Below are 21,793 nucleotides of genomic sequence, written 5' to 3' on the forward strand. Positions count from 1 at the left end.
AACGATGAAGCGGAGTTCTAACGTTAAACGTTCTTCCATGGACAAAAGCTTAAAGATTGGGAAAATTCTTCCCTTTGCTGCCTTTGGTGGTATTTTCTTCTTTGCTACGTACGAGTCAAAAACAGAAGGGTACATTTTTTCTGATGCTGATGAGTGTAAATCTAACTCGCCTGAGTTTAGTGAACAGTGTGACATTGCATACCAAGAAGCTTTAGCTCGTGCCGAACAAAATGCCCCTCGCTACCGCAGCGAGTTCGAATGCGAGAATGATTTCTACGAGGATGATTGTTACTACAGTTCCAGTTCCCGAGCTTATGTACCTAACTTTGGCGGTTTTTTTTACAGTCGCTCATTAAGCGGGTTGAAAGGTTATAACAAGAGCTATTACTCAGAGCCGATGTACCGTTATAAATCCAAATTCTATAATGGAGCAGGGCAATTCTTTGGCTCCTACCGAAATCAGCCGACCAAAGTTGCGACGAATAGCCTTAATAAACGTGGTGGCGGCACCATTGGCAGGGCGATGTCTCGAGGCGGGTTTGGTAAAGCGGTGTCGGTCAGTCGAGGCGGTTAAAAAGCACTATGTTTCGACGAGAAATACAAGAGCGCGAAAACTGGCGTGAATTAGCACGCCAGTTTGGTTTTGGTTTCCATACCATGTATGACCAACCGTATTGGGATGAGAGTGCTTACTATCAATTCACGCTGGAGCAAATTGAGCGCGATATAGAAGCGCCCACTGAAGAGCTGCATCAGATGTGCCTGGCTATTGTGGATGAAGTCGTTCGGAGTGAGCGGTTGCTGACGCAATGTGCGATCCCTGAATCTATGTGGGAGCAGGTCGCTTCTTCATGGAGACGAAGCGAACCTTCGCTTTATTCGCGGCTGGATTTCGCGTACAACGGGACCTCGCCAGCAAAATTACTGGAAAACAATGCGGATACGCCAACCAGCTTGTTTGAAACTGGCTTTTGGCAGTGGGTGTGGCTAGAAGATGTTGTAAATAAAGGTCGAGTTCACCAGAGCGCGGATCAATTCAATATTCTTCAAGACTTTTTGATCGAGCGCTTTGCCGAAATAGCAAAATACCAACCAGGACAAACACTTCACTTTAGCTGCTGCAAGTACACTGAAGAAGATAAAGGGACTGTCCAGTATTTAGAGGATTGCGCGCGAGAGGCAGGGTTAGCAACGGCATTCGTGCATGTCGAAGATATTGGAGTGACGGAAGATGGTCTGTTTGTGGATGCTGACGACAGAGCGATTCGTTGGATGTTTAAGCTTTACCCTTGGGAGTTTATGTTTGAAGAGGAATATGCGAAGTACTTAGCGACTGCGAACGTAAACTGGTTAGAACCGATGTGGAAGTCGATTCTATCCAATAAAGCACTTTTACCGTTATTGTGGGAGCGCTTTCCTAATCACCCGAACCTTTTGCCCGCTTATTTTGCTAACGATTCAAAAGCGAACACTATGAGAGATTGTGTCATCAAGCCACTATTTTCTCGAGAGGGCGCGAACATCGAGATCGTCATCGATGGAAAACGTTTTGTTAAAACGTCAGGGCCTTATGAATCTAAATTCAATATCGTCCAGCAATACCATCCACTACCTAAGTTTGGGCACAACCATACGTTAATTGGCAGTTGGTTGGTCAATGATAGAGCTGCCGGTATTTCGATTAGGGAAGACAGTAGCTTAGTGACTCAAGATATGGCGCGGTATATTCCACATGTAATTTTAACATGATCAAAAAAGCTCTCCATTTGGAGAGCTTTTTGTCTATTCAGCCGTTCAATCTTGATGGTCGACAGCGTTGCGTCTATTGTTCTTCAGCTAATGCAACACCGCGCTGGGTAAGACCACATAACATCACTGGCATTGCATTGAAGATCTCTTCAAACTGCTCTAAGCCTTCCATACCTTGTTCGGCCAATGTTTCAATGGTTGTTTCTGGGTCGTAAAGCATAGTAAGAGAAAGTAAAACACCACCGAGTAGGGCATTATCTTCGCTATCCTCAGGCATCAACGTTTCCCAGTCATCACGCGCAAGTTGCCAGCCTTGTAATACACCTTCACAGAAATCGCGAGCCTGACTTGTTACAATGTCTTGCTCATCTAGCGCGCACCCTGCAGGCCACTGCCAAGTGCCTTCTAGGAGAGCGGGACGAGTTTGGTTCCACATTTGTACAATCTCGTCAATGTACTGCTCTAGTTGTTCACCGTCAGTAAATGGCGCTGTTTCTTCTCCACCCCATAAGAATGGCAACCACTCTTGAGGCATTAATACGTTTGGCGCTGCAGCCATCGCTGTTACAAAGCCTTGAGTTTTTGCTAGGTTTAGTAGTTTACCGTCAAGTTCTGGGAGAGAAAGGATGTCTTGTAGTTTCAAAATAGAATACCATTTGTTAATGGGCTGGTTGATTGCGCTCATCTTACCAATCAATTAGTGATAAATCGATATTAGGGAATGATTCACACATCTATGGAAATTCGCTCATCACTTAGAAAAAAAAGCATTCTCGCCCTAACACTTTACCTGTGCTTCTTTATCGCCACTATCGGTTCTGTCGCCTATTTGGTTGTTGAGCCACCGGTTAGACAAAAGCTAGAGCAAAACCTAGAGTTACGTACCCAACTCCTGGCTCTTGAGATAAAAGAGCCCCTCCTCAGTTCTACAGGTGTATTGAGCAGCTTAGTAGGGCTAGCCCAAGGGACTGAAAATATTCAATCTCTCAACACAATAATTCCACATATACTTCAATTGAGTGACAAGATGCTTGTTAGTGGTGGCGTATGGCCTAAACCCGAACTAAAAGCAGAACAATGGAGATATAAAAGTCTATTCTTCAATAAAAACAGTGATAGTGGTATTGACCAAATTCACTCCTACAATAACCCCGAATCTGGCGGTTATGATAATGAAGCCTGGTATGTCGCTGCCGCCGATGCTCCGGTAGGTTCTGTTAGTTGGTCTACGGTTTACATCGATACCTTTACTCAGGTCCAGATGATTACCGCGTCTTCTCCGTACTACCAAAACGGTCGATTCGCTGGAGTTGTAACGGTAGACCTATCACTTGATGCACTTTTTCAGTTTATTCGAGAGCACACGAACCAGCATTCTTTGGGGGTAGTGGTTCGCGATGCTGACTCAAACGTGATTATTGAACACAACTTTCAACTGACGGACGAAATTTATGTCAGCGAGCTTGATTTCGGAGAGTTCGATTGGCGCATGGAAGTTGTCAACGCAAAAGCTAAAGTCGCCGATCAAGTGTTTGAACAAGTGATGAGCGTTGAGGGGAGGATCATTCCATTTTTGCTCTTGTGTGTCTTGGTCGGTTACTACTTACTGAATCGCTATATTGTTGAACCAATTGTTCGCATTGCCGCTAAGATTGATGACTCGAAAACTGGTGGGATCATAGATATTGACTACGATAGCGATGACGAAATCGGACAGCTTATCGAGAAGTTCAATGAAAAGACGATCTATTTAGAGCAGGAGAGAATAAAAGCTCAGGCTTCGACAAACGCTAAAACGGCATTCTTAGCCACATTGTCCCACGAGATTCGCACACCAATGAACGGTGTACTAGGAACTGCCCAGATACTGTTAAAAACACCACTTACCGATGAGCAGCGTAAGCACCTGAGAACACTTTATGATTCAGGTGATCACATGATGACATTACTCAATGAGATTTTAGATTACTCAAAAATTGAACAAGGGCATGTTGAGTTTGAAAATAAGCCTTTCCCAATTGAGTCGATTATCGGCAGTATCAAGAGTGTTTATCAAACGCTATGTGCAGAAAAAGGTCTTCGCTTTAGAGTAGTCTCGCATTTACCAACGGGTCGTTGGTACAACAATGACAAAGCCCGTTTGCGTCAAGTACTGTTCAATCTACTCAATAACGCTGTTAAGTTCACCGATCGTGGCATCGTAGAGGTAGAGCTAGCCGAGAAATCGAGTAAGGCTGGCACCAAGCTGATACTAAAGGTAAAAGATACAGGGATTGGTATTTCAAAAGAGGCACAAAAACGCATTTTTCGTCCTTTTGAGCAAGCAGAGTCATCAACGACTAGACGGTTTGGTGGTACAGGGCTTGGTTTAGCAATAGTCAAAGAAATCGCGGAACATATGGGTGGGCAAGTGGTTGTAGAGAGTCAGGAGGACGCTGGAACGACTTTTACTGTCGAAATTGCCCTTACACCTTGCAAGCCGGGTAAAGTAGAGTCAATCAATACACATAAATTGAACTGTAAAGGGTTGAAAGCACTCATTGTTGAAGACAACCGAACAAATGCGATCATTATGGAAACTTTCCTCCGAGCCAAGGGCTTTGAGTGCACAAGTGTCGAAAATGGTCAGCTTGCAGTCGATGAGGTTGCGATCAAACCATTTGATTTGATACTGATGGATAATCATATGCCTGTTCTAGATGGCGTTGGGGCCATATCAGCCATTCGAGCAATGAGTTCACCTGCTAAGTCGGTACTGATTTTTGGCTGTACAGCGGATGTGTTCAAAGAAACACAAGAGCGTATGATTAATGTAGGAGCAGACCACATAATAGCGAAACCAATAGTGGAGTCTGAATTAAATGATGCACTGTATCTTCATGCGACACAGTTATATCAGTACCAATCGGACTTTGATGGAAATGCAGCAGATAGCTTTAATGCTGAAAAGTGGTTACTCAACTTCTATGTCGCTCTAGATAATGGACATCTTAATGAAGCACTTGAGGCTATTTCAGCGATCATTGCGGAGGCTCCCCTTGAACTCAGTGGCGACGTTTCTTCAGTCGCCGAACGGATAAGAAGTAACTTAAAGCGTCAGCAATCCCCGGACCAAGATGATATCGATACATTAACGATTTTGCTGGCCTCACCATAACTGAATCAATATGGCGCAACTGTAAATTGTTCTTACTATTCATACGTCATCCAGCGTCGTCACAAACTCTTCTAACCTGCAATGAACAGGCTTGCAGTTTTACTTTTACGAGTAAAGCAGCAAGACCTTCTACTGTGATTATATCGGTAATACTCTGAATTTTCGCAGCTTGGTAGCATAAGCTATAGGAGTGACTGTTTACAGTCCGAGTTTTGTTCTAACTTTACGTCAAAATAATTATCGTAACCCCTTTTTATGTAAGTGAAATCCGTGTTTTTGTACCATTTTTACGTAATTTTAGGCGTTTTTACTCGCCATTGGTGAAAAAAACTACTTTTACTTTAAAAGTTGGTTATAAATTTACAACTTAATTTTAAATACAGAGCCATAAGCTGGTTTTTGTGTGTTCTAATTGCATCATTAACTGGCTTGATGTCTTTTTAGTGGTTAATAGTTTTATTATTTTTATTAATTGCAGTGTTTGATTTTAAGGGTTTTGTAAATGAAGTCTCGTGGACCATTTTGTATTCGTCACGCCGCAGCGGATACCTTTGCTATGGTTGTTTTTTGCTTTATCACAGGGATGATTGTCGAGATTTTGATTTCAGGGATGACATTTGAGCAATCTCTAGCATCGCGTACGCTATCGATTCCAGTGAATATCGCCATTGCTTGGCCGTATGGGGTTTTTCGTGATTGGGTGCTGCATCAAGGTAGTAAGGTGTCGCCGTCTTCCTTTATGAAAAACATCTCTGATCTGGTCGCTTATGTACTATTTCAATCTCCAGTTTATGCGGGTATCTTATTCGCGGTTGGCGCGTCTACAGATCAAATTGTGACCGCAGTGGCAAGTAACGCTGTTATTTCTTGTGGCATGGGTGTGTTGTATGGGTACTTCTTGGATATGTGCCGCCGTTGGTTCCGTGTTCCCGGTTATTCTCAAAGCATGTAAATGCCCCAGTTTTGCTCAATTTAGTTACTTAGTGAGCAATCGATTCGAAAAGGGCGCTTTTTTTTATGTTTAGCCTTGACCATCAGGCACATAATCATTAAATTAGCGCCTCGTTAGCCAATGATGCTAACCAAAATTTGATTCGGTGAGTTGTCCGAGTGGCTGAAGGAGCACGCCTGGAAAGTGTGTATACGGCAACGTATCGAGAGTTCGAATCTCTCACTCACCGCCACATTCTAAGAGGTCTGATTTATCAGGCCTTTTTTCGTTTTTAAGGCTTATTGAGATAACGCTAGCCCACACTGGAGCTAACACATGTTATCGAATCAAAGGCTATCTTCTAGAAAATCACTTTACCTTATTACCAGTAGGACGGGTGTTTTTACGTTCCGCTGGAATCTTAGAGTTAATGGTAAACACCACCAGCCAACATTGAGTCTAAAAACGAGAGACTACCTCCAAGCGGTTAAGCTCGCGTCAGAAATAGCAATTCGCATACAGCAAATTACTCTCCCAACCTTAGAAGACATCAAGTCAATCTACAGCGACTTCAAAGGCTCTCAGTCCAAGCAAGCTCTTTTGCTTCAGAGTATTGATATCTCTAATCATCTAACAGACCTCAGTATCAAAAGCCAAACAGAATACAGAAACTGTTGGAATAGCTTTGTTAGCTCTGTAAGCCCATCAACGACGCTAGACAGTGTCAGACAGTCACACATTGAGCAATGGAAGAAAACCCAAACTTGTAGCCTTACTACTATGAAGAAGAAGCTTAGATTGCTGTCTAGTTGTTTCGGGAGAGTTGGTCATAAAGTAGAACAAGATTGGCTTAAAGTAGCAGTTGAAAAGACACCAGTTAGACCCAAGCGAGCTATAACCAAGCAGGAGCTAGGAAAGCTACTGAAAGCCACACAGTGCTATAAAAAGAGCAAGGATGAGTGGAAGTATTATCTTCCTCGCATAGCGGCTCTAACAGGCTGTAGGCTCAATGAAATAGCTCAGTTGAGGGTAAGTGATGTTCAATTGGGAGATGAGCCAACATTGAGCATAAATGACGAGCATGATGATAAAAAACTAAAGAATTCATCGAGTAAACGAGCCTTGCCAATTACTAATCCTTTACTGAATTTACTCAATGAGTTGGTTGCAGGTAAAGGAAAGAATGAACACTTATTCACTCTTCCATACAGTAAACAGAATGGCTACTCAGGAAAGCCTAGTAAGTACTTCTCAGTGCTTCTAAAGTCTTTAGATATAAGAGGTGTGTCATTTCACTCTTTACGCCACTACGTGATTACAGAGCTATTTAATGCAGGAGTGAAAGAAGAGCTGATAGGTTCACTGATGGGACATAGTGTAGGTAAGTTGACTACAGGTAAAGTTTATTTGTCGGGTTTTTCATTCGAGAATAAGTGTAAGGCTATGGCGGTGCTTTCGTAGGCGTATTCTGATTTTTATGTAATTGAGAATAATTAGTCTCTTTATGTTGTTTTACTCTGTATTTTATCTGTATATCAATAACTCTAAAAATGGTAAGGGCCGTGTGGGAGCCCAAATACTTAGTAATAAGATTCTTGACTGATTTAGCGTTTGTGGGTCGTATGGTGATGATTTCTCACTTTCAGAGTCAACAGGAAAGACAATAAGTTTCGAGATTGGTGAGGCGGTATAGTTTTTAGGGTGAATTAATTGTTAAGGTATAGATTTTTGTTTATTTACTTTTTGGACGTAATTTTATGATAGAGTGGAGTATTTCTCGCCTACCATTGCATGGTGTTTGGGGGATGGATAATGGTTGGTATGAGGTATTTCATAATATATTAGTACCAGAAGTACTTAGAGACGAAAAAAAGGAAAGCATTGAAACGACAGGTGGATATAGGTTGAATTTCGAATACGGCAGACCAGTTCTTTATAGTGATGGTTTTGCTGATTGTGGTTTCGAAATGCACTCATTGAATAGAGTGTTTTTACCAGTGTTCCTAAAAAAAGAAAAAGAGTTGAATTGTGACTTAAGTCCATATGCGTTTATTTACATATTTGGATATACAGAATTTGATGAGTACGTTGTTAATAGTATTAAAAAGAAAAGAAGCTTTTTAAATTCATTAATTAATACGCGTAAAATGGAAGATTATAAAAAGTCAAAGTCATACCTAAAAGTTTTTTGTTGTATTTCTTGGTCTATTTCTCCCATCGGTTTTAGAATAAAACCCATAGACAGAGAGCTGTTTGCTAATGATTGTTTTATAAATGATGATGAAAATGTTATCTACGAATCCCCATATATACTAGTTAATGAAGATATATGCGACAATGTTAATGATTATATAGATTTAGCTGCAATAGAATTGGCTAGATATACTAAGATGAAATTCTCGTAATATTGATATATATATCATTACTCTGTTTTGCCATTTATTATGTGCATCCACTGGGAATGATTTGGTACACTAAAAGGGGAAGTATTATCATCCCCTTTCTTATTTTACATCTTTGTCAGTGTTCGATTAACATTCTATTATTTTAAGTAGTAGGATTAATAATATGTTTCTTAGTATGTTTGTCTAAACTGTGTTAATAGGGGAAGATAACTCAGTTTGCAAGGGTATGGTCATTAGTTTAGAGGGGGACGCAACTCAAAGAAAGAAAGCCTCCGAAGAGGCAATCTTAGAACGGTGACTCTCTAGCCTCTAGTTCCTCACTTACAAAGTCATCCCACCAACTACTATTAGTATGTTGAGCTTGGACGCTGTTTGGATTTACCGTACTAACAGTACATCCTGATAAAATGTGGGAACTTTCAGATTTTGAACCATTATCCGTAAGAGATTCCAAGGTTTCAGCGTTATTAGGCTTAACTTCAGCGCTAAGTTCTTCTGTTTCTTTTTCCTTCAGTTTTGGAATCCCAATCCAAGTGTATAATTTCGAAGTAGAACCCCCATGAAGAGTGGTTCTATAACAACTCTTTATAAAGCCTAACTCCTCGAACTTCTTCAGTGCACGATTAACTGCTACCGTAGAACAGCAAGCTTTATCTGCGAGAGTCCTTTGACTTGGATAGCAGGTAAACACGTTCTTTTTCTCTTTGTCGCCAAGGAATCGAGAAAGGGATAGCAACACCAACTTTTCAGTTGGGGTTGTTCCGTGAGACTGCTTTAGATTTGCATCCATGATTTGGCTTGTGATAGAAAATTGATTTCTAGTCATAGACAATAGTTCCTAATGTGCAAGGTAACTACGGATTGCTCCAAACATTTTCAGCATGCATCTATGTGTATCCACAATTCCATATGTGAAAGATAATTCCATCAAAACTACTAACTACTGTTAAGATGGAACTGTAAGTCTAACTGCAAGGACGATGAAAAAAGTCAGCATAATGTCTATTTTTTCGTTAGAATAAGCACACACAGCAGCATACACTAACATGCTAGTTTTGTTTTCTCAGTGCAGATAAGTCATTGACCTATATACGGCACATCGCCGTCAGGTGATGGTGAAAGCGTAGCTTTACGTATCGAGAGTTCGAATCTCTCACTCACCGCCACATTCTATAAGGTCTGATTTATCAGGCCTTTTTTCGTATCTACACTAAAGTAATGCGTAATTGAAAGTACACAAGAGTGCTCAAGGTGCAAGCGCCATTCTATCTACAAGCCAACTATTCACATCTCACCTCTATACAACGCCAAAATTGAAGATGCTATACAGAGGCAGCCATAATCTGATTGGTGCGGGTTAGCACATCCGCTTTAATCTAGAATTTAGCACCCATATCACATGAGGTATGAATACGGCCACAAGAATGAACGTAGTGCTACTAGATGCTAAGCAAAACAGCCATGAACACGAATACAACAGCAATCATACCAAAGAGATCTGTGTTTAGATTGAGGTCATCAGGGTTAAATTTTTCAATGCTTTGCGTCGTTTTGCATCTTATCTTCATGTTCTTGTCCTTATTTCATGTACGATTTCAACAGCAACATAACATGCAATTGAGTGTTCACAAGTCATAAAAAGCATAAGTATACTTGCACCACATTGAGCGCAAAAAATACTCAAAGCGTTTTAAAGTGGCGGTCTACCTTTTGTAACATCAAATATTCTTTCTGTTTTTGTGCCTGTATCGCTATAGTTGAGAAACGGTTATCTCGTTCTAGTTAGGAACAAACTACTGGCTGCCGCTACATTCTCTAAGCGTTCCCACTCAGTCGCCTTGGGTAGATACTTTAGTCGTTGAGTACTGCAAAAAAACGCCGCATGAGCAGCGGCGCTTTGTTGAGGAATTCCCTTTCCTACTTGTAGCTAAGTTCTGTCGCTTTGCCTTTGAAGATCCGGTATACCACAAAGGTGTAAAGCAATATCACCGGCATAACAATCATCACACCGTAGCCCACGATTATTAACGTCGCAGGCGAGGAGGCAGCTTGTTGTGCGGTCATTAATCCCGGCACAACTTCTGGGAAGAAGCTATACGCAAGCCCGAGAAAGCTCAACGCGAAAATGACAGTGACACCAAAGAAAGGCCAGCGCACACCCAGATCATTCACCATTGGAACCTGACGCAAATAGCGATCAACTAGGAAGATGGTTGCCAATACAATTAACGGAACTGGGGCAAGCAACAAGATTTCTGGGAAGCTGAACCAACGCAAGGCAACTTGTTGATTTACAATTGGGTTTACAACGCTAACCACCAAGATTCCTAAGGCTGCTAACCAACCAGCACGGCGAGACCAACGGGCCGAGCGTATTTGCAAATCACCTTCCGTTTTTAGTACTAACCATGCGCCACCGATGTAAACGTACGCCGCCGCTACACAAAGTGCGCTTAACCAAGCAAAGCCAAATGCTTCGGTTGATTGTTCAAATCCCATGATGTAACGACCCACCATGTAGCCTTGGGTTAGCGCGGTGACTAACGAGCCAATTCTGAAGCACCAATCCCAGTGAGGTTTATGATCCGAGTTCGCTTTGGCTCGGAAGTCGAACGCCACGCCACGCATGATCAGTGCGATAAGCATAATCGCGGTCGGCATATAAAGTTCCGTCAAAATCAAGCTATGAGCAGTAGGAAAGGCAATCAGCAGAATACCGACGGCTAACACCAACCACGTTTCATTCGCATCCCAGAAAGGGCCGATAGACGCTATCATTCGGTCACGTTGCGCTTCATTATCACTCGGTAAAAGGATACCGACGCCAAGATCGTAGCCGTCGAGCACGGCATACATAAAGACCGAGAAGCCAAGCAGCAGAAGATAAATTTCTGGTAGATAGTCGAGCATGATTAGGCCTCTTGTTGTGTCAGTGGGACTTCATGGGCTGCAACGTCTTTGCGCGCCAAATAGAATAGGGTATGGATGTACGCAACCAGCAATGCAGCATAAATGGCTAAGTACATAATGAGCGAAGTCATCACGCTACTGCTCGCAACCGTGGTGACGGCTTCGGATGTTCGCAATACACCGCTGACCAACCAAGGTTGTCGACCAATCTCAGTAACATACCAACCCGCCAGTGTGGCTATCCAACCAGAGAACGTCATGGCTAATACCGTGTACAGGTAAGGTTTAGGTAGCGCTTTTTTACGTGCTAGCTTCACCGCGCCATACCAGCTAACAAGCAACATAAGGACACCAACACCAACCATCACGCGGAAACCAAAGAACAAGGGCTTCACTGGCGGGTGGTCAGGTGCAAACTCGTTAAGTCCTTGGATTTCCCCATCTAAGTCATGCGTAAGAATCAAACTCGCCAGCTTTGGGATGCCCACTTCAAAATCATTGCTGCGAGTTTCTTCATTTGGCATCGCAAACAGAAGAAGAGGCGCGCCTTGCTCGGTCTCCCACACGCCTTCCATCGCTGCGATTTTTGCAGGTTGATGTTCAAGCGTGTTTAACCCGTGAAGGTCACCGACAAAGATTTGAATTGGGATGAATCCAGCCGCCGCGAACAGCGCGACTTTTAGGCCAAGTTTGGCTGAGCGGTGATCTGGCTTTTTCATTATTTGATAAGCTGAGATACCCGCAATCAAGAAGCTGGCAGTCAGCGCCGATGCTAATAGCGTGTGCAGAAGACGGTAAGGTAAAGAAGGATTGAAAATAACTTCCTTCCAACTGGTTACATGTACAATTCCGTCAATCACTTCATAGCCACTTGGTGTGTGCATCCAGCTGTTAAGCACTAGAATCCAAAACGCGGACATACTTGTCCCAACAGCAACCAGAACGGTGGCGAGAGTATGAACCCATTCCGGCACTCGTCCTCGTCCAAAAAGCATCACGCCAAGGAAGGTGGCTTCCATAAAGAAGGCGGTCATCACTTCGTATCCGAGCAATGGTCCTGCTACGTTACCGACTCGTTCCATAAAGCCTGGCCAGTTGGTACCAAACTGGAAACTCATCGTAATGCCGGATACTACACCTAAGGCGAAAGTAAGAGCGAATATCTTGACCCAGAAGTAATAAACATCGAGCCATACGGGGGCTTGGGTGCGGTTATATCGCCACTTGAAAAACACCAACATCCATGCCAACGCGATGGTGATGGTCGGGAAGAGAATGTGAAAGCTGATATTGGCCGCGAACTGGATCCGCGACAGCATGAGGGTATCTAACATCTTGGTTCCTCAAAAACGTGCCATACTAAAAATCGTGTCTATCTGTAATTTAGTTACGAAAAGTCGGGCAGTTTGGATTCATGTATCGAGAAATACAGGTGATTCTGTTTTCTTCTAACCATGATTTATATCAACTAAGGGAAAGAAAGGAGTGTAGGAAATTGTCTCAAAATGCCACTAATAGTCGCGAGAAGTGAGTAAAAGAAAGCAAATGTAACTGAAGGAGCATGGATTAAGATTAGTTCGAATTATCCTTATGATGGTTTCGATAATCCTGAAATAAAATTACAAAAACAATATTTTTAGTAAGGAAAATTGCCTTGCCTTCACTTTGAACCTCCATACTATTTATACACTAGTCATGTCGAGATCATCTCAAACACAGCAAACTTACTGGCAGTTAAGGTGGGAAACTTTAGCTAATTGATAAACTTAAAATTGCACTGCTAATGACATATGCATCATAAGTTCGTTAGCACTCGACCAGAAGTGCGATAGGCTACATTTTTATACTAGCGAACGATTTGGCGCTAGGTAATTCGGCTTTCACTAGATCAACAAGTCGACTGCGGACCATTTTCGATTTCTGATGAGTTTCAATCCAAACTGACACTTACTTTTCAGCAAGTGTGCTAGTGTCTTTCTTATTATTTATTAAATAATTAATAGATGCCGATATGGTAAAGAGAGTTGTGGACAGCTATCTCGAGCAGTAGACTGGCGCTAGCCAGAGAGTCTGACTTTGAGGGGGGCATTCTACATGAATTTTGGATTCTGCCACCGCAAAGCTGATATTGAATTTGATGGAGATGGATAATGAATGACAGTTGGGCTAATTTCTTTCCTTACTTTGCTGGAGCTTTTAAGCTTATTGTATTAGGGATAGGAGCCTACTTAGCCATTAAATGGCATTTTGACGAAGAGCGAAGGGTAAGAGAAGCGGAAGGTGTGGTGTTTGATAACCCAAGTCTCATGAAAAAGTTTGCGAAGACGCTAACTCTGCCATTCCTTTTGTGTCTTCTCGTTCTTCTTGTTATATATGCTACCAACTGGTTCCTGTATTGACGGCTTTATTGTTTGTTGTAGTAAAGCTGAATGCTGCCGCCTCTGAGAGTCGAGCCGTAGTTGAAGTTAACGCCTATGCCGAAATTGTCCAACCAATCAAAGGGCTTTGGTGCATAAAATAGCCATCCTATAGAAGCTTCGTAGTAATGCGGACTTCCCAGTTCATCGCTTAAATCATGCGAAAGGTCGACTCTTTTAATCCCGGTAAATAAAGCCTGCTCACCGTGATAAATATTGTAGTAACCGGTGATTTCATTAGATAGGTACCAACCTTTAGGGTTGCCTATATTGCCGTTATTTGCGCTTCCCCAGCTGTGCCCAATGAATGAATTCAATGTCGAACTGGCATGCCATTTCCCCCAAATTGTGGGAGACGTGTATTTGGCTTTAATGGATGGTTGAACTATTGCCGCCCATGCTGAAACGTTAACGGCACGGCCGTCTAGGATTCTTCCAATGATGGATGAAAGTTTATTATCGGTAGAGAATGAGTTTTTATAACGCATAAGGTGAGTCGTCGTTCTGGTGCTAAGGGTGACGTTTTCACTTGCTTTGTATAGATACCCATAACCAATCGATGCACCGTATGTCCTTTCCTTGAGAAGATCCTTACTTGTGCCGAATAGTTTGAGATCATTCTCTGTTTGTATCGTAAATGCCTTAAACGACAGCTCATGTAAGTCCTCGCTGCCCTCTATGTCAAAGTTAGTCGTGTAAGGGAGAACATATACGGATTTGCTTCGACGTTCATTGATTGACTCGTCAGTCCCGAACTCTGGGTTGGCGGTATCAAATAATGCATTCGGATCAAAGTCGCCAATACCAAACGCAATTGCGTCAGTGTCGGACAGCAAAACCGCGATAGAAAAACGTTGTTGGAGAAGGTTGCTAATTTCCTTATCTAGTGGATCCGCTTGAGCTGTGTTAGGAAGAGAGAGTAGGAGAGCGAGCGAAACGACTCGCCACTCCACTGAGGCGAAGTTGGGTTGGAACATTTTGGCTCTTTCAAATGGTTCATGCATGGAGTTTTTGGACGTACCGGTACGCTAACATTAGTTTAATCGTTGAATGGTCGGTGTAACTTTGAGAAATCTATGTTTTCTCATATTGATATGAAAAAGTTCCTTAAACGAGTTTAGCTTCAATGTGTATGCTGCACCAGATTTGTTTAGCAACATCATTCTTTTCTGAAGATGTAGCAAGACTTTGTGACTAGGTTGCATTATTTTCTTTAATGCGTCTCTTGAGAGGAAAATAGCAAACTTTTTTATTGCCTTGGCGCTCAAGAAAATCTGAATCGTTCACTGTGCTACTGGTTAACTTCGAAAACTTGTAAGCATCCTGTCTGCCAACATCACGACTAACATCATCAAGGAGTACCCTTAAATACGTCAGATAAACAATGGTTTTTTTGAGCTTTAGAAGAAATGTTCGGACCTTTGCATATTCCGCGGTGGTGCTCAATCCAAGAACTGTGTTTTGTATGTGTTCTCAGTAAATCATTGAGTCGATCTATTCTTCAAAATGTGGTCCCTTTTAATTCACTTTCTGTTACATATTTTTCGTTTTGAAAGAGCATTTTAATTTGCATCTTTTGAAAAGATCTCTTTGTTAAATTTTGTATAAAATCAACTAATTGTTGAAATTAGAACCCTTGTCAAAAAGTCATTAGATTTCATGTTGAATAGCCTCTTTTACCTAATAGTATACTCTATTTGTTTGATATAATTTCCGGCAGTTTGTATACCATAAATAAAGAGAGTCTATTCATGTTCCAGAACTTAACGATCAAGCAGAAGATAGTGATTCCGCTGTCATTGATTATTGGATTGTTTATTGTGAGCTCTGTATTAAACGTTATGACAAGTTGGAAGCAATCTGAATTGAGTGAGACACTCAACGAACAGATCGTGCCGAACTTATTAACGATTGAGGATGCTTACCGCGATCTTTACCAAGCTACATCTGCAATCCAAGGTGTTGCTCTTTCTGATACTCAAACCGATATTGATCACCACATCGGTGAATACAAAGACAACGCATACAAAGCGCTGCCGCGTATGGAACAAATGATTGAGCTATCGCAAGCCGGTGTGACGCCTTCTACACATGGTAATGAAGTTCGAACGCTTGTCTCTTTGGGTGAAAAATGGTTAGCAAGTTATGAGGCGATGCTACGTTTACCTCAATCTCAATGGCGTGGTTACTACAATGAGCACAAACATACCTTTGAAGACCAATTTATCGAGGTTAGAGCGCAGCTTAACGTTGTAAAAGATGCAATAGAAGAAAAGCAAAGCCAATTGAAGGACGAAATATCAGCGGCTGCAACAAGAGCAGAACTCATTCTTGAAGCGGGCATTGTGATTGTTATTCTGGCCGCTATTGCGATGGCGTTTTTGTTGTTGCAAACGGTTGTGAAGCCTATCAATGATATTAAAAATGCGATGACAGAAATTGCGTCCGGTGAAGGTGATCTAAGTCAGCGAATCGATGTAAAAACACAAGACGAAATTGGCAATTTAGCAGACGCATTTAACCAGTTTGTGTCCAAAATTCAAGTGACAGTCGCTCAGGTAATTGAAAGCTCAAATACCCTACGTAACGAAATGGCAAATCTTAGCTCGTTGACCAAGACCATCGCGAACTCGACCGTTTCTCAGCAAAAAGATAGTGAGGCGGTAGCGGCGGCAGTGCACGAAATGCAAGTCACCAGCAGAAATGTAAGCGATAGCGCTAACGAAGCCGCGGTTGCGAGCCAAACAGCGAATGATGAACTTACCAATACCAATGTTATTTTGGATCAAACGGTTAGCTCAATTCGCAGCCTCGCAAGTGAAATCGAAAGCGCAAGCCACGTCATTAACACATTGGATCATGATGTGAGTAACATTGCGTCCGTACTGGATGTAATTCGTGGTATTGCCGAGCAAACAAACTTATTAGCGCTTAACGCAGCCATTGAAGCGGCTCGCGCTGGAGAGCAAGGGCGAGGCTTTGCTGTGGTAGCGGACGAGGTTCGTTCTTTAGCCAGTCGTACGCAACAGAGTACGGGAGAAATCCAAACCATGATTGAAAAGCTACAATCTGGTGCAGGACAAGCTGTAGAAGTGATGCGCGGTAGCCAAAATAGCAGTGATGAAACGATCAAGTCCGCTGGCCGAGCGAGTGAATCCCTTTCTGAAATCTTGAACGCGATTTCACGTATGAACGAGATGAATACACACATTGCAACGGCTGCGAGCCAGCAAAGTACAGTAAGTGACGAAGTAAATAGCAACGTACAAGGCATTGCAGACAGTAGCACTTCAATTGTGGAAATCGTAAACCAAGCGCAAGCTTCTTTAGCCATGTTGTCAGAGCAAACTCAACGTTTAGATCATCAGGTCAGTCAGTTCAAAGTATAAGCTGAGAACAGCAATCTCACTGACGAAATAACCCGCTTCTTAGCGGGTTATTTTTTAGATAAGTGGCGAACCTGACTTGTGAAATTTCGACTATATTTACATTCCTTTCTCACTTTAGTTCGTATACCAGAGTGGGCAAATAACCCTAGACAGCGGTAACAAACTCTGTACAGCGTGATGATGCTTTTATCATCACTTTTGCTGCTTTTTAACCATTGCAATTGCACACAGGAAAATGTGATTTCCAACCCAAAATCTTCAAATTTGAGAACTTCATAACACCTTTACCATAAACGTTTTTCGTAAGCGTATAGAACTGTAAATTTTGTTGTATGTACAACACTGGGTATTTATCATCCTAATTAATTTGTTCTGGATATACATCCATTAGTCATTATTAAGTCATTCTAGAAGCTTTTAATAAGGAATCTTGAAGGCTTGTCGGTAGATAAGAGAGAAAAATTCATGAGACGTAAAACCACGCTATCTCTGCTGATTGCGTCGAGCCTTTTTGTGGTTGGATGTCAACCTAGCGAAGAAGGATCGAGCCAAGGTGGGGGGCCTGCGCCCGTAACCGAAGTAGAAGTGTTAACAGTGCAGCCAACGCGCCAAGCATTGACAGTAGAGTTGCCGGGTCGTAGCAGAGCATTCAAAGAAGCAGAAGTTCGTCCGCAAGTCACTGGCATTATTTCGGAGCGAAATTTTGTTGAAGGTGGCCTTGTTGAACAAGGACAGTCGCTATATCAAATTGATGATTCATCATTTCAGGCGGATTTGCTGAGCGCTGAAGCGGAATTAATCCGTGCGCAAGCTGCGGCAGAGTCGACCTATGCCACGGTGAAGCGTTACAGAACCTTGATCACCAAAAAATCCATCAGCCAACAAGACTTGGATGAAGCAGAAGCGGCATACAAAGAAGCGAAAGCGCAGGTCCTAGTCGCAAAAGCCAAGATCAACACAGCAAAAATCAACTTAGATTATACGCAAGTCAAAGCTCCGATTAGCGGGGTGATCGGTAAATCGAGTGTGACAGCGGGTGCGTTGGTTACGGCTAACCAAGCTGCCAAATTAGCGACCATTCAGCAGCTTGACCCTATCAATGTTGATATTGTGCAATCATCCGCGCAACTGCTGCGTTTGAAAGCATCACTCTCCCAAGGCCATATGCAAGAAGATGACTCTGCGCAAGTTACATTGATGCTTGAAGATGGCAGCACTTACGAACACAAAGGCACAATGAAATTTACTGAGGTCAATGTGAACGAAAGTACGGGCAGCGTGACGCTTCGTGCCGAATTCCCAAACCCTGACGGTTTGTTGCTACCTGGAATGTTTGTTCGTGCGACGGTCATTACTGGTGTCGACCCTGATGCGATTCTAATACCACAAAATACGGTATCTCGTGATGCGACAGGTAAAGCGACAGTGATGACGGTTAATGGCGAGAACAAAGTGGAAGCGAAACCAGTGAAGACTGCCGAAGCGATCAATAGCCAATGGCGCATTATTGATGGTTTGAACGCGGGTGATAAAGTCATTACCGCCGGTTTACAAAAGGTAGGGCCAGGCAGTTCGGTAACTATCCAAAACGGTGAACAGGAGTAATCATGGCACGATTTTTTATCGATCGTCCGGTATTTGCTTGGGTTCTCGCGATTCTAACGATGTTGGCGGGGGTAATGTCATTATTCAATTTACCCGTCTCGCAATACCCAACGATTTCACCGACGACGATCACCATCAGTGCTCGCTATCCAGGTGCATCAGCAAAAACCGTTGAAGACTCGGTAACGCAGGTTATCGAGCAAAACATGACAGGATTAGATTACCTTCGCTACCTATCATCGAGCAGTGATGCATTTGGTAATGCGACAATTACCCTGACGTTTGATAGCGAAGCTGATCCTGATATCGCGCAAGTACAGGTGCAGAACAAACTGCAATTGGCATTGACTTCATTGCCGATGGAGGTACAAAACCAAGGTATTGTCGTCAATAAATCCAATACGGCATTTCTCATGGTTGTCGCAGTTTATTCTGAAGATCCTGACTTTACAGAAAACGATATCGGCGACTTTGTTGTAACGAATATTCAAGACCCGATAAGTCGTGTAACTGGCGTAGGACAAGTGCAGGCGTTTGGTGCGCAGTATGCGATGCGAGTTTGGCTGGATCCATTTAAGCTTACGCAATTCAACTTGACCGCGATCGACGTAGCAAATGCAATCAGTGAACAGAACGCGCAAGTTTCTTCAGGTCAACTTGGTGCGGCACCTGCGCAGGAGGGTCAGTTGTTGAATGCTACGATTTCTTCTGCAAGTCGTTTGAGCAGTGTAGAAGAGTTCCAAGACATCATTCTTAAGTCCGACGCCAGTGGTTCGAATGTTTATTTGAAAGATGTAGCTCGCGTTGAGCGTGGTGCAGAAAGTTATGATATTCGAGGCCAATATAATGGCTTCCCAGCATCGGGGTTAGGTATTTCATTAGGTACTGGCGCAAACGCGCTTGAGACAGCCAATGCGGTAAAAGAGCGCTTAGAACAACTGAGTGCAACGTTCCCAGAAGGGTTGCAGATTGCTTACCCATTTGAAACAACACCATTCGTCAAAGCCTCGATTCAAGAAGTGGTTAAAACGCTATTAGAAGCTATTCTTCTTGTGTTCTTAATCATGTACCTATTCTTGCAGAACTTCCGTGCGACGATCATTCCAACGATCGCAGTGCCTGTCGTATTGCTCGGAACCTTCGCTATTTTGTACGCGACTGGATTTAGCGTAAACACGTTAACCATGTTCGCGATGGTTCTGGCTATCGGTTTGCTGGTGGATGATGCCATCGTTGTGGTGGAAAACGTCGAGCGTGTGATGCATGAAGATGGTTTAGAGCCCAAAGAAGCGACCAAAAAATCGATGGGGCAGATCACTGGTGCCCTGATTGGTGTGGGGTTGACGCTTTCAGCGGTATTCGTCCCTATGGCGTTTATGTCTGGTTCTACCGGGGTTATTTACCGTCAGTTCTCGATAACTATTGTGGCGGCTATGACGCTTTCCGTTTTGGTTGCGATAATTCTGACTCCGGCATTGTGCGCTACGTTGCTGAAAAAAGGCGATGCTGAGCTTCTAGAGAAGAAAGGCTTCTTTGGCTGGTTTAACCGCAAGTTTGATGCGATGACAGCAGGCTATGAAACCGGCGTTGCCAAACTTCTAAAACGCACAGGTCGCATGTTGGTTGTATTTTTGGCAATGAGTGCAGGTGCTGGCTGGTTATTTATGAACCTTCCAACGTCATTTTTGCCAGATGAAGACCAAGGCACAGTATTCTCAATGGCTATTTTGCCGCCTAACTCAACACAAGAACAGACGGAAAAAACACTTGAGAAAATGCGTGACTTTTACCTAGTAGACGAAAAAGACAATGTAAAATCCGTCTTCTCTGTTGCGGGCTTTAGTTTCGCAGGTCAAGGCCAAAACATGGGGATGGCATTTATCGGCCTGAAAGATTGGTCTGAGCGTGAAGCGCCTGGCGCTGATGCGGCTTCCATTACGGGCCGAGCGATGGGGTACTTCTCTACCATTAAAGAAGCTTTGGTGTTTGCGTTCGCCCCTCCAGCGATTCAAGAGCTAGGTAACTCGACAGGTTTCGATTTCTATCTCCAAGACTCGTTGAATAAAGGGCACGATGCATTAGTTGCGGCTCAAGGGCAACTTCTGGGCATGGCAGCACAAAACCCGAAACTTGTCGGTGTTCGTCCAAACGGTCAGGCAGATGCGCCAATGTACAAAGTGAACATTGACCACGTCAAACTTCGTGCTTTGGATGTCAGTATCAATGACGTAAACCAAATCCTGTCAGCTGCATGGGGCGGGGCTTACATTAACGATTATATTGACCGCGGTCGTGTGAAGAAAGTGATGGTGCAAAGTGATGCGGAATACCGCATGCAGCCAAAAGACTTCGATTCATGGTACGTACGCAACGCTAAGGGAGAGATGGTGCCTTTCTCTGCTTTTGCGAGTGGTGAGTGGACATATGGTTCTCCTCTTTTGCAGCGCTTTGATGGTTTGCCAGCAATGAATATTCAAGGCGGTGCAGCTCCTGGTGTAAGTACTGGTGAAGCCATGGAAGAAATTGAAGCAATGGTAGAAAAGCTACCAGAAGGTTTCACGGTGAACTGGAATGGTATTTCGTATGAAGAGCGCCTTTCCGGAAACCAAGCGCCGATGCTATATGCGCTATCTATCCTCGTCGTATTCTTAGTTCTTGCCGCTTTGTATGAAAGTTGGTCAGTACCTTTCGCCGTGGTGTTAGTTGTTCCTCTTGGTGTGCTTGGTGCTGTGCTTGCGGTAATGACGCGCAGTATGGATAACGATGTGTTCTTCCAGGTGAGCTTATTAACGACGGTCGGCTTGGCAACCAAAAACGCCATTCTGATTGTTGAGTTTGCAAAGGACTACTATGAGAAAGGCGCTGGGCTTATCGAAGCAACCTTACATGCTGTTCGCGTTCGTCTGCGCCCAATTATCATGACATCGCTTGCTTTTGGTTTGGGTGTGGTACCACTAGCTATTAGTTCAGGTGTGGGATCAGCAGGTCAAAACGCAGTGGGTACCGGCGTACTTGGTGGCATGATCAGTGCCACGATATTGGGTATATTCTTCGTCCCAATCTTCTTTGTAGTGGTTGAGCGATTGTTTGATCGACGTGCGAGAAAAGAGTCGGAGGCAGAGTTGTCTGAGACCAGCACTAAACCCACTCAGCAAAGCGAGTAGGACTTGGTTGTTTTAACTGAGTTATACTAGTGATAATAAACACGATTAAAGGGCGCTTCGGCGCTC

At 43.2% G+C, this 21,793-nt stretch carries 16 protein-coding genes and 1 tRNA gene; 11 read left to right on the forward strand and 6 right to left on the reverse strand.

The window, feature by feature from the left end; genetic code table 11:
• Window positions 1–4 precede the first annotated feature (4 nt).
• Both N646_RS00625 and N646_RS00630 read left to right on the forward strand, forming a co-directional pair.
• Window positions 5–574 (forward strand): DUF1190 domain-containing protein, encoded by a 570-nt coding sequence (locus N646_RS00625; protein WP_017820048.1) that lies wholly within the window; start codon window positions 5–7, stop codon window positions 572–574.
• Window positions 575–582: 8 nt separating this feature from the next.
• A complete protein-coding gene (locus tag N646_RS00630; protein WP_017820049.1) occupies window positions 583–1,749 on the forward strand; it encodes a glutathionylspermidine synthase family protein in 1,167 nt (388 codons plus the stop codon).
• 73 nt (window positions 1,750–1,822) lie between these two features.
• On the opposite strand, the gene N646_RS00635 is transcribed toward N646_RS00630, so the two are convergent.
• Window positions 1,823–2,434, reverse strand: a complete 612-nt coding sequence (locus N646_RS00635; RefSeq protein WP_005378278.1) for a YecA/YgfB family protein — start codon at window positions 2,432–2,434, stop codon at window positions 1,823–1,825.
• A gap of 51 nt (window positions 2,435–2,485) precedes the next feature.
• Between N646_RS00635 and N646_RS00640 the strand changes: the two genes are divergently transcribed.
• From N646_RS00640 to N646_RS00660, 5 genes are all read left to right on the forward strand, one after another.
• Entirely contained in the window at window positions 2,486–4,906 is a 2,421-nt protein-coding gene (locus tag N646_RS00640) for a hybrid sensor histidine kinase/response regulator (protein ID WP_017820050.1), read from the forward strand.
• Between the two features lie 502 nt (window positions 4,907–5,408).
• Window positions 5,409–5,858, forward strand: coding sequence for an L-alanine exporter AlaE (locus tag N646_RS00645; RefSeq protein WP_005378276.1), 450 nt, complete (start codon window positions 5,409–5,411; stop codon window positions 5,856–5,858).
• A 144-nt stretch (window positions 5,859–6,002) separates the two neighbouring features.
• Window positions 6,003–6,090, forward strand: a tRNA-Ser gene (locus tag N646_RS00650).
• An 83-nt stretch (window positions 6,091–6,173) separates the two neighbouring features.
• Window positions 6,174–7,298, forward strand: coding sequence for a site-specific integrase (locus tag N646_RS00655; protein ID WP_017820051.1), 1,125 nt, complete (start codon window positions 6,174–6,176; stop codon window positions 7,296–7,298).
• Window positions 7,299–7,594: 296 nt separating this feature from the next.
• Window positions 7,595–8,242, forward strand: coding sequence for a hypothetical protein (locus N646_RS00660; RefSeq protein WP_021033815.1), 648 nt, complete (start codon window positions 7,595–7,597; stop codon window positions 8,240–8,242).
• Between the two features lie 286 nt (window positions 8,243–8,528).
• Here N646_RS00660 and N646_RS00665 read toward each other — a convergent pair whose 3' ends face one another.
• The 4 genes from N646_RS00665 to N646_RS00675 all read right to left on the reverse strand — a co-directional run bounded on the left by N646_RS00665 (window position 8,529) and on the right by N646_RS00675 (window position 12,486).
• The gene (locus tag N646_RS00665) at window positions 8,529–9,068 is read right to left on the reverse strand and encodes a helix-turn-helix domain-containing protein (RefSeq protein WP_017820053.1); all 540 of its coding nucleotides are present in this window, start codon (window positions 9,066–9,068) and stop codon (window positions 8,529–8,531) included.
• Window positions 9,069–9,681: 613 nt separating this feature from the next.
• Window positions 9,682–9,810 (reverse strand): hypothetical protein, encoded by a 129-nt coding sequence (locus tag N646_RS25050; protein ID WP_005378275.1) that lies wholly within the window; start codon window positions 9,808–9,810, stop codon window positions 9,682–9,684.
• Between the two features lie 349 nt (window positions 9,811–10,159).
• Window positions 10,160–11,152 carry a cytochrome d ubiquinol oxidase subunit II gene (locus N646_RS00670; RefSeq protein WP_017820054.1) on the reverse strand — a complete coding sequence of 331 codons (993 nt, stop codon included), beginning with the start codon at window positions 11,150–11,152 and terminating at the stop codon, window positions 10,160–10,162.
• Window positions 11,153–11,154: 2 nt separating this feature from the next.
• On the reverse strand, window positions 11,155–12,486 hold the full coding sequence (locus N646_RS00675) for a cytochrome ubiquinol oxidase subunit I (protein WP_005388402.1): 1,332 nt from the start codon (window positions 12,484–12,486) through the stop codon (window positions 11,155–11,157).
• 816 nt (window positions 12,487–13,302) lie between these two features.
• Here N646_RS00675 and N646_RS00680 point away from each other — a divergent pair.
• On the forward strand, window positions 13,303–13,551 hold the full coding sequence (locus N646_RS00680) for a hypothetical protein (RefSeq protein WP_005378271.1): 249 nt from the start codon (window positions 13,303–13,305) through the stop codon (window positions 13,549–13,551).
• Window positions 13,552–13,556: 5 nt separating this feature from the next.
• On the opposite strand, the gene N646_RS00685 is transcribed toward N646_RS00680, so the two are convergent.
• A complete protein-coding gene (locus N646_RS00685) occupies window positions 13,557–14,546 on the reverse strand; it encodes a Solitary outer membrane autotransporter beta-barrel domain (RefSeq protein WP_017820055.1) in 990 nt (329 codons plus the stop codon).
• Between the two features lie 774 nt (window positions 14,547–15,320).
• Between N646_RS00685 and N646_RS00690 the strand changes: the two genes are divergently transcribed.
• From N646_RS00690 to N646_RS00700, 3 genes are all read left to right on the forward strand, one after another.
• Entirely contained in the window at window positions 15,321–16,958 is a 1,638-nt protein-coding gene (locus tag N646_RS00690) for a methyl-accepting chemotaxis protein (RefSeq protein WP_005378266.1), read from the forward strand.
• A 465-nt stretch (window positions 16,959–17,423) separates the two neighbouring features.
• Window positions 17,424–18,563, forward strand: a complete 1,140-nt coding sequence (locus N646_RS00695; RefSeq protein ID WP_017635040.1) for an efflux RND transporter periplasmic adaptor subunit — start codon at window positions 17,424–17,426, stop codon at window positions 18,561–18,563.
• Between the two features lie 2 nt (window positions 18,564–18,565).
• The gene (locus N646_RS00700) at window positions 18,566–21,727 is read left to right on the forward strand and encodes an efflux RND transporter permease subunit (protein WP_005378264.1); all 3,162 of its coding nucleotides are present in this window, start codon (window positions 18,566–18,568) and stop codon (window positions 21,725–21,727) included.
• The last annotated feature ends 66 nt before the right edge of the window (window positions 21,728–21,793 follow it).

The sequence above is a fragment of the Vibrio alginolyticus NBRC 15630 = ATCC 17749 genome, from assembly GCF_000354175.2.
GTDB lineage: Bacteria > Pseudomonadota > Gammaproteobacteria > Enterobacterales > Vibrionaceae > Vibrio > Vibrio alginolyticus.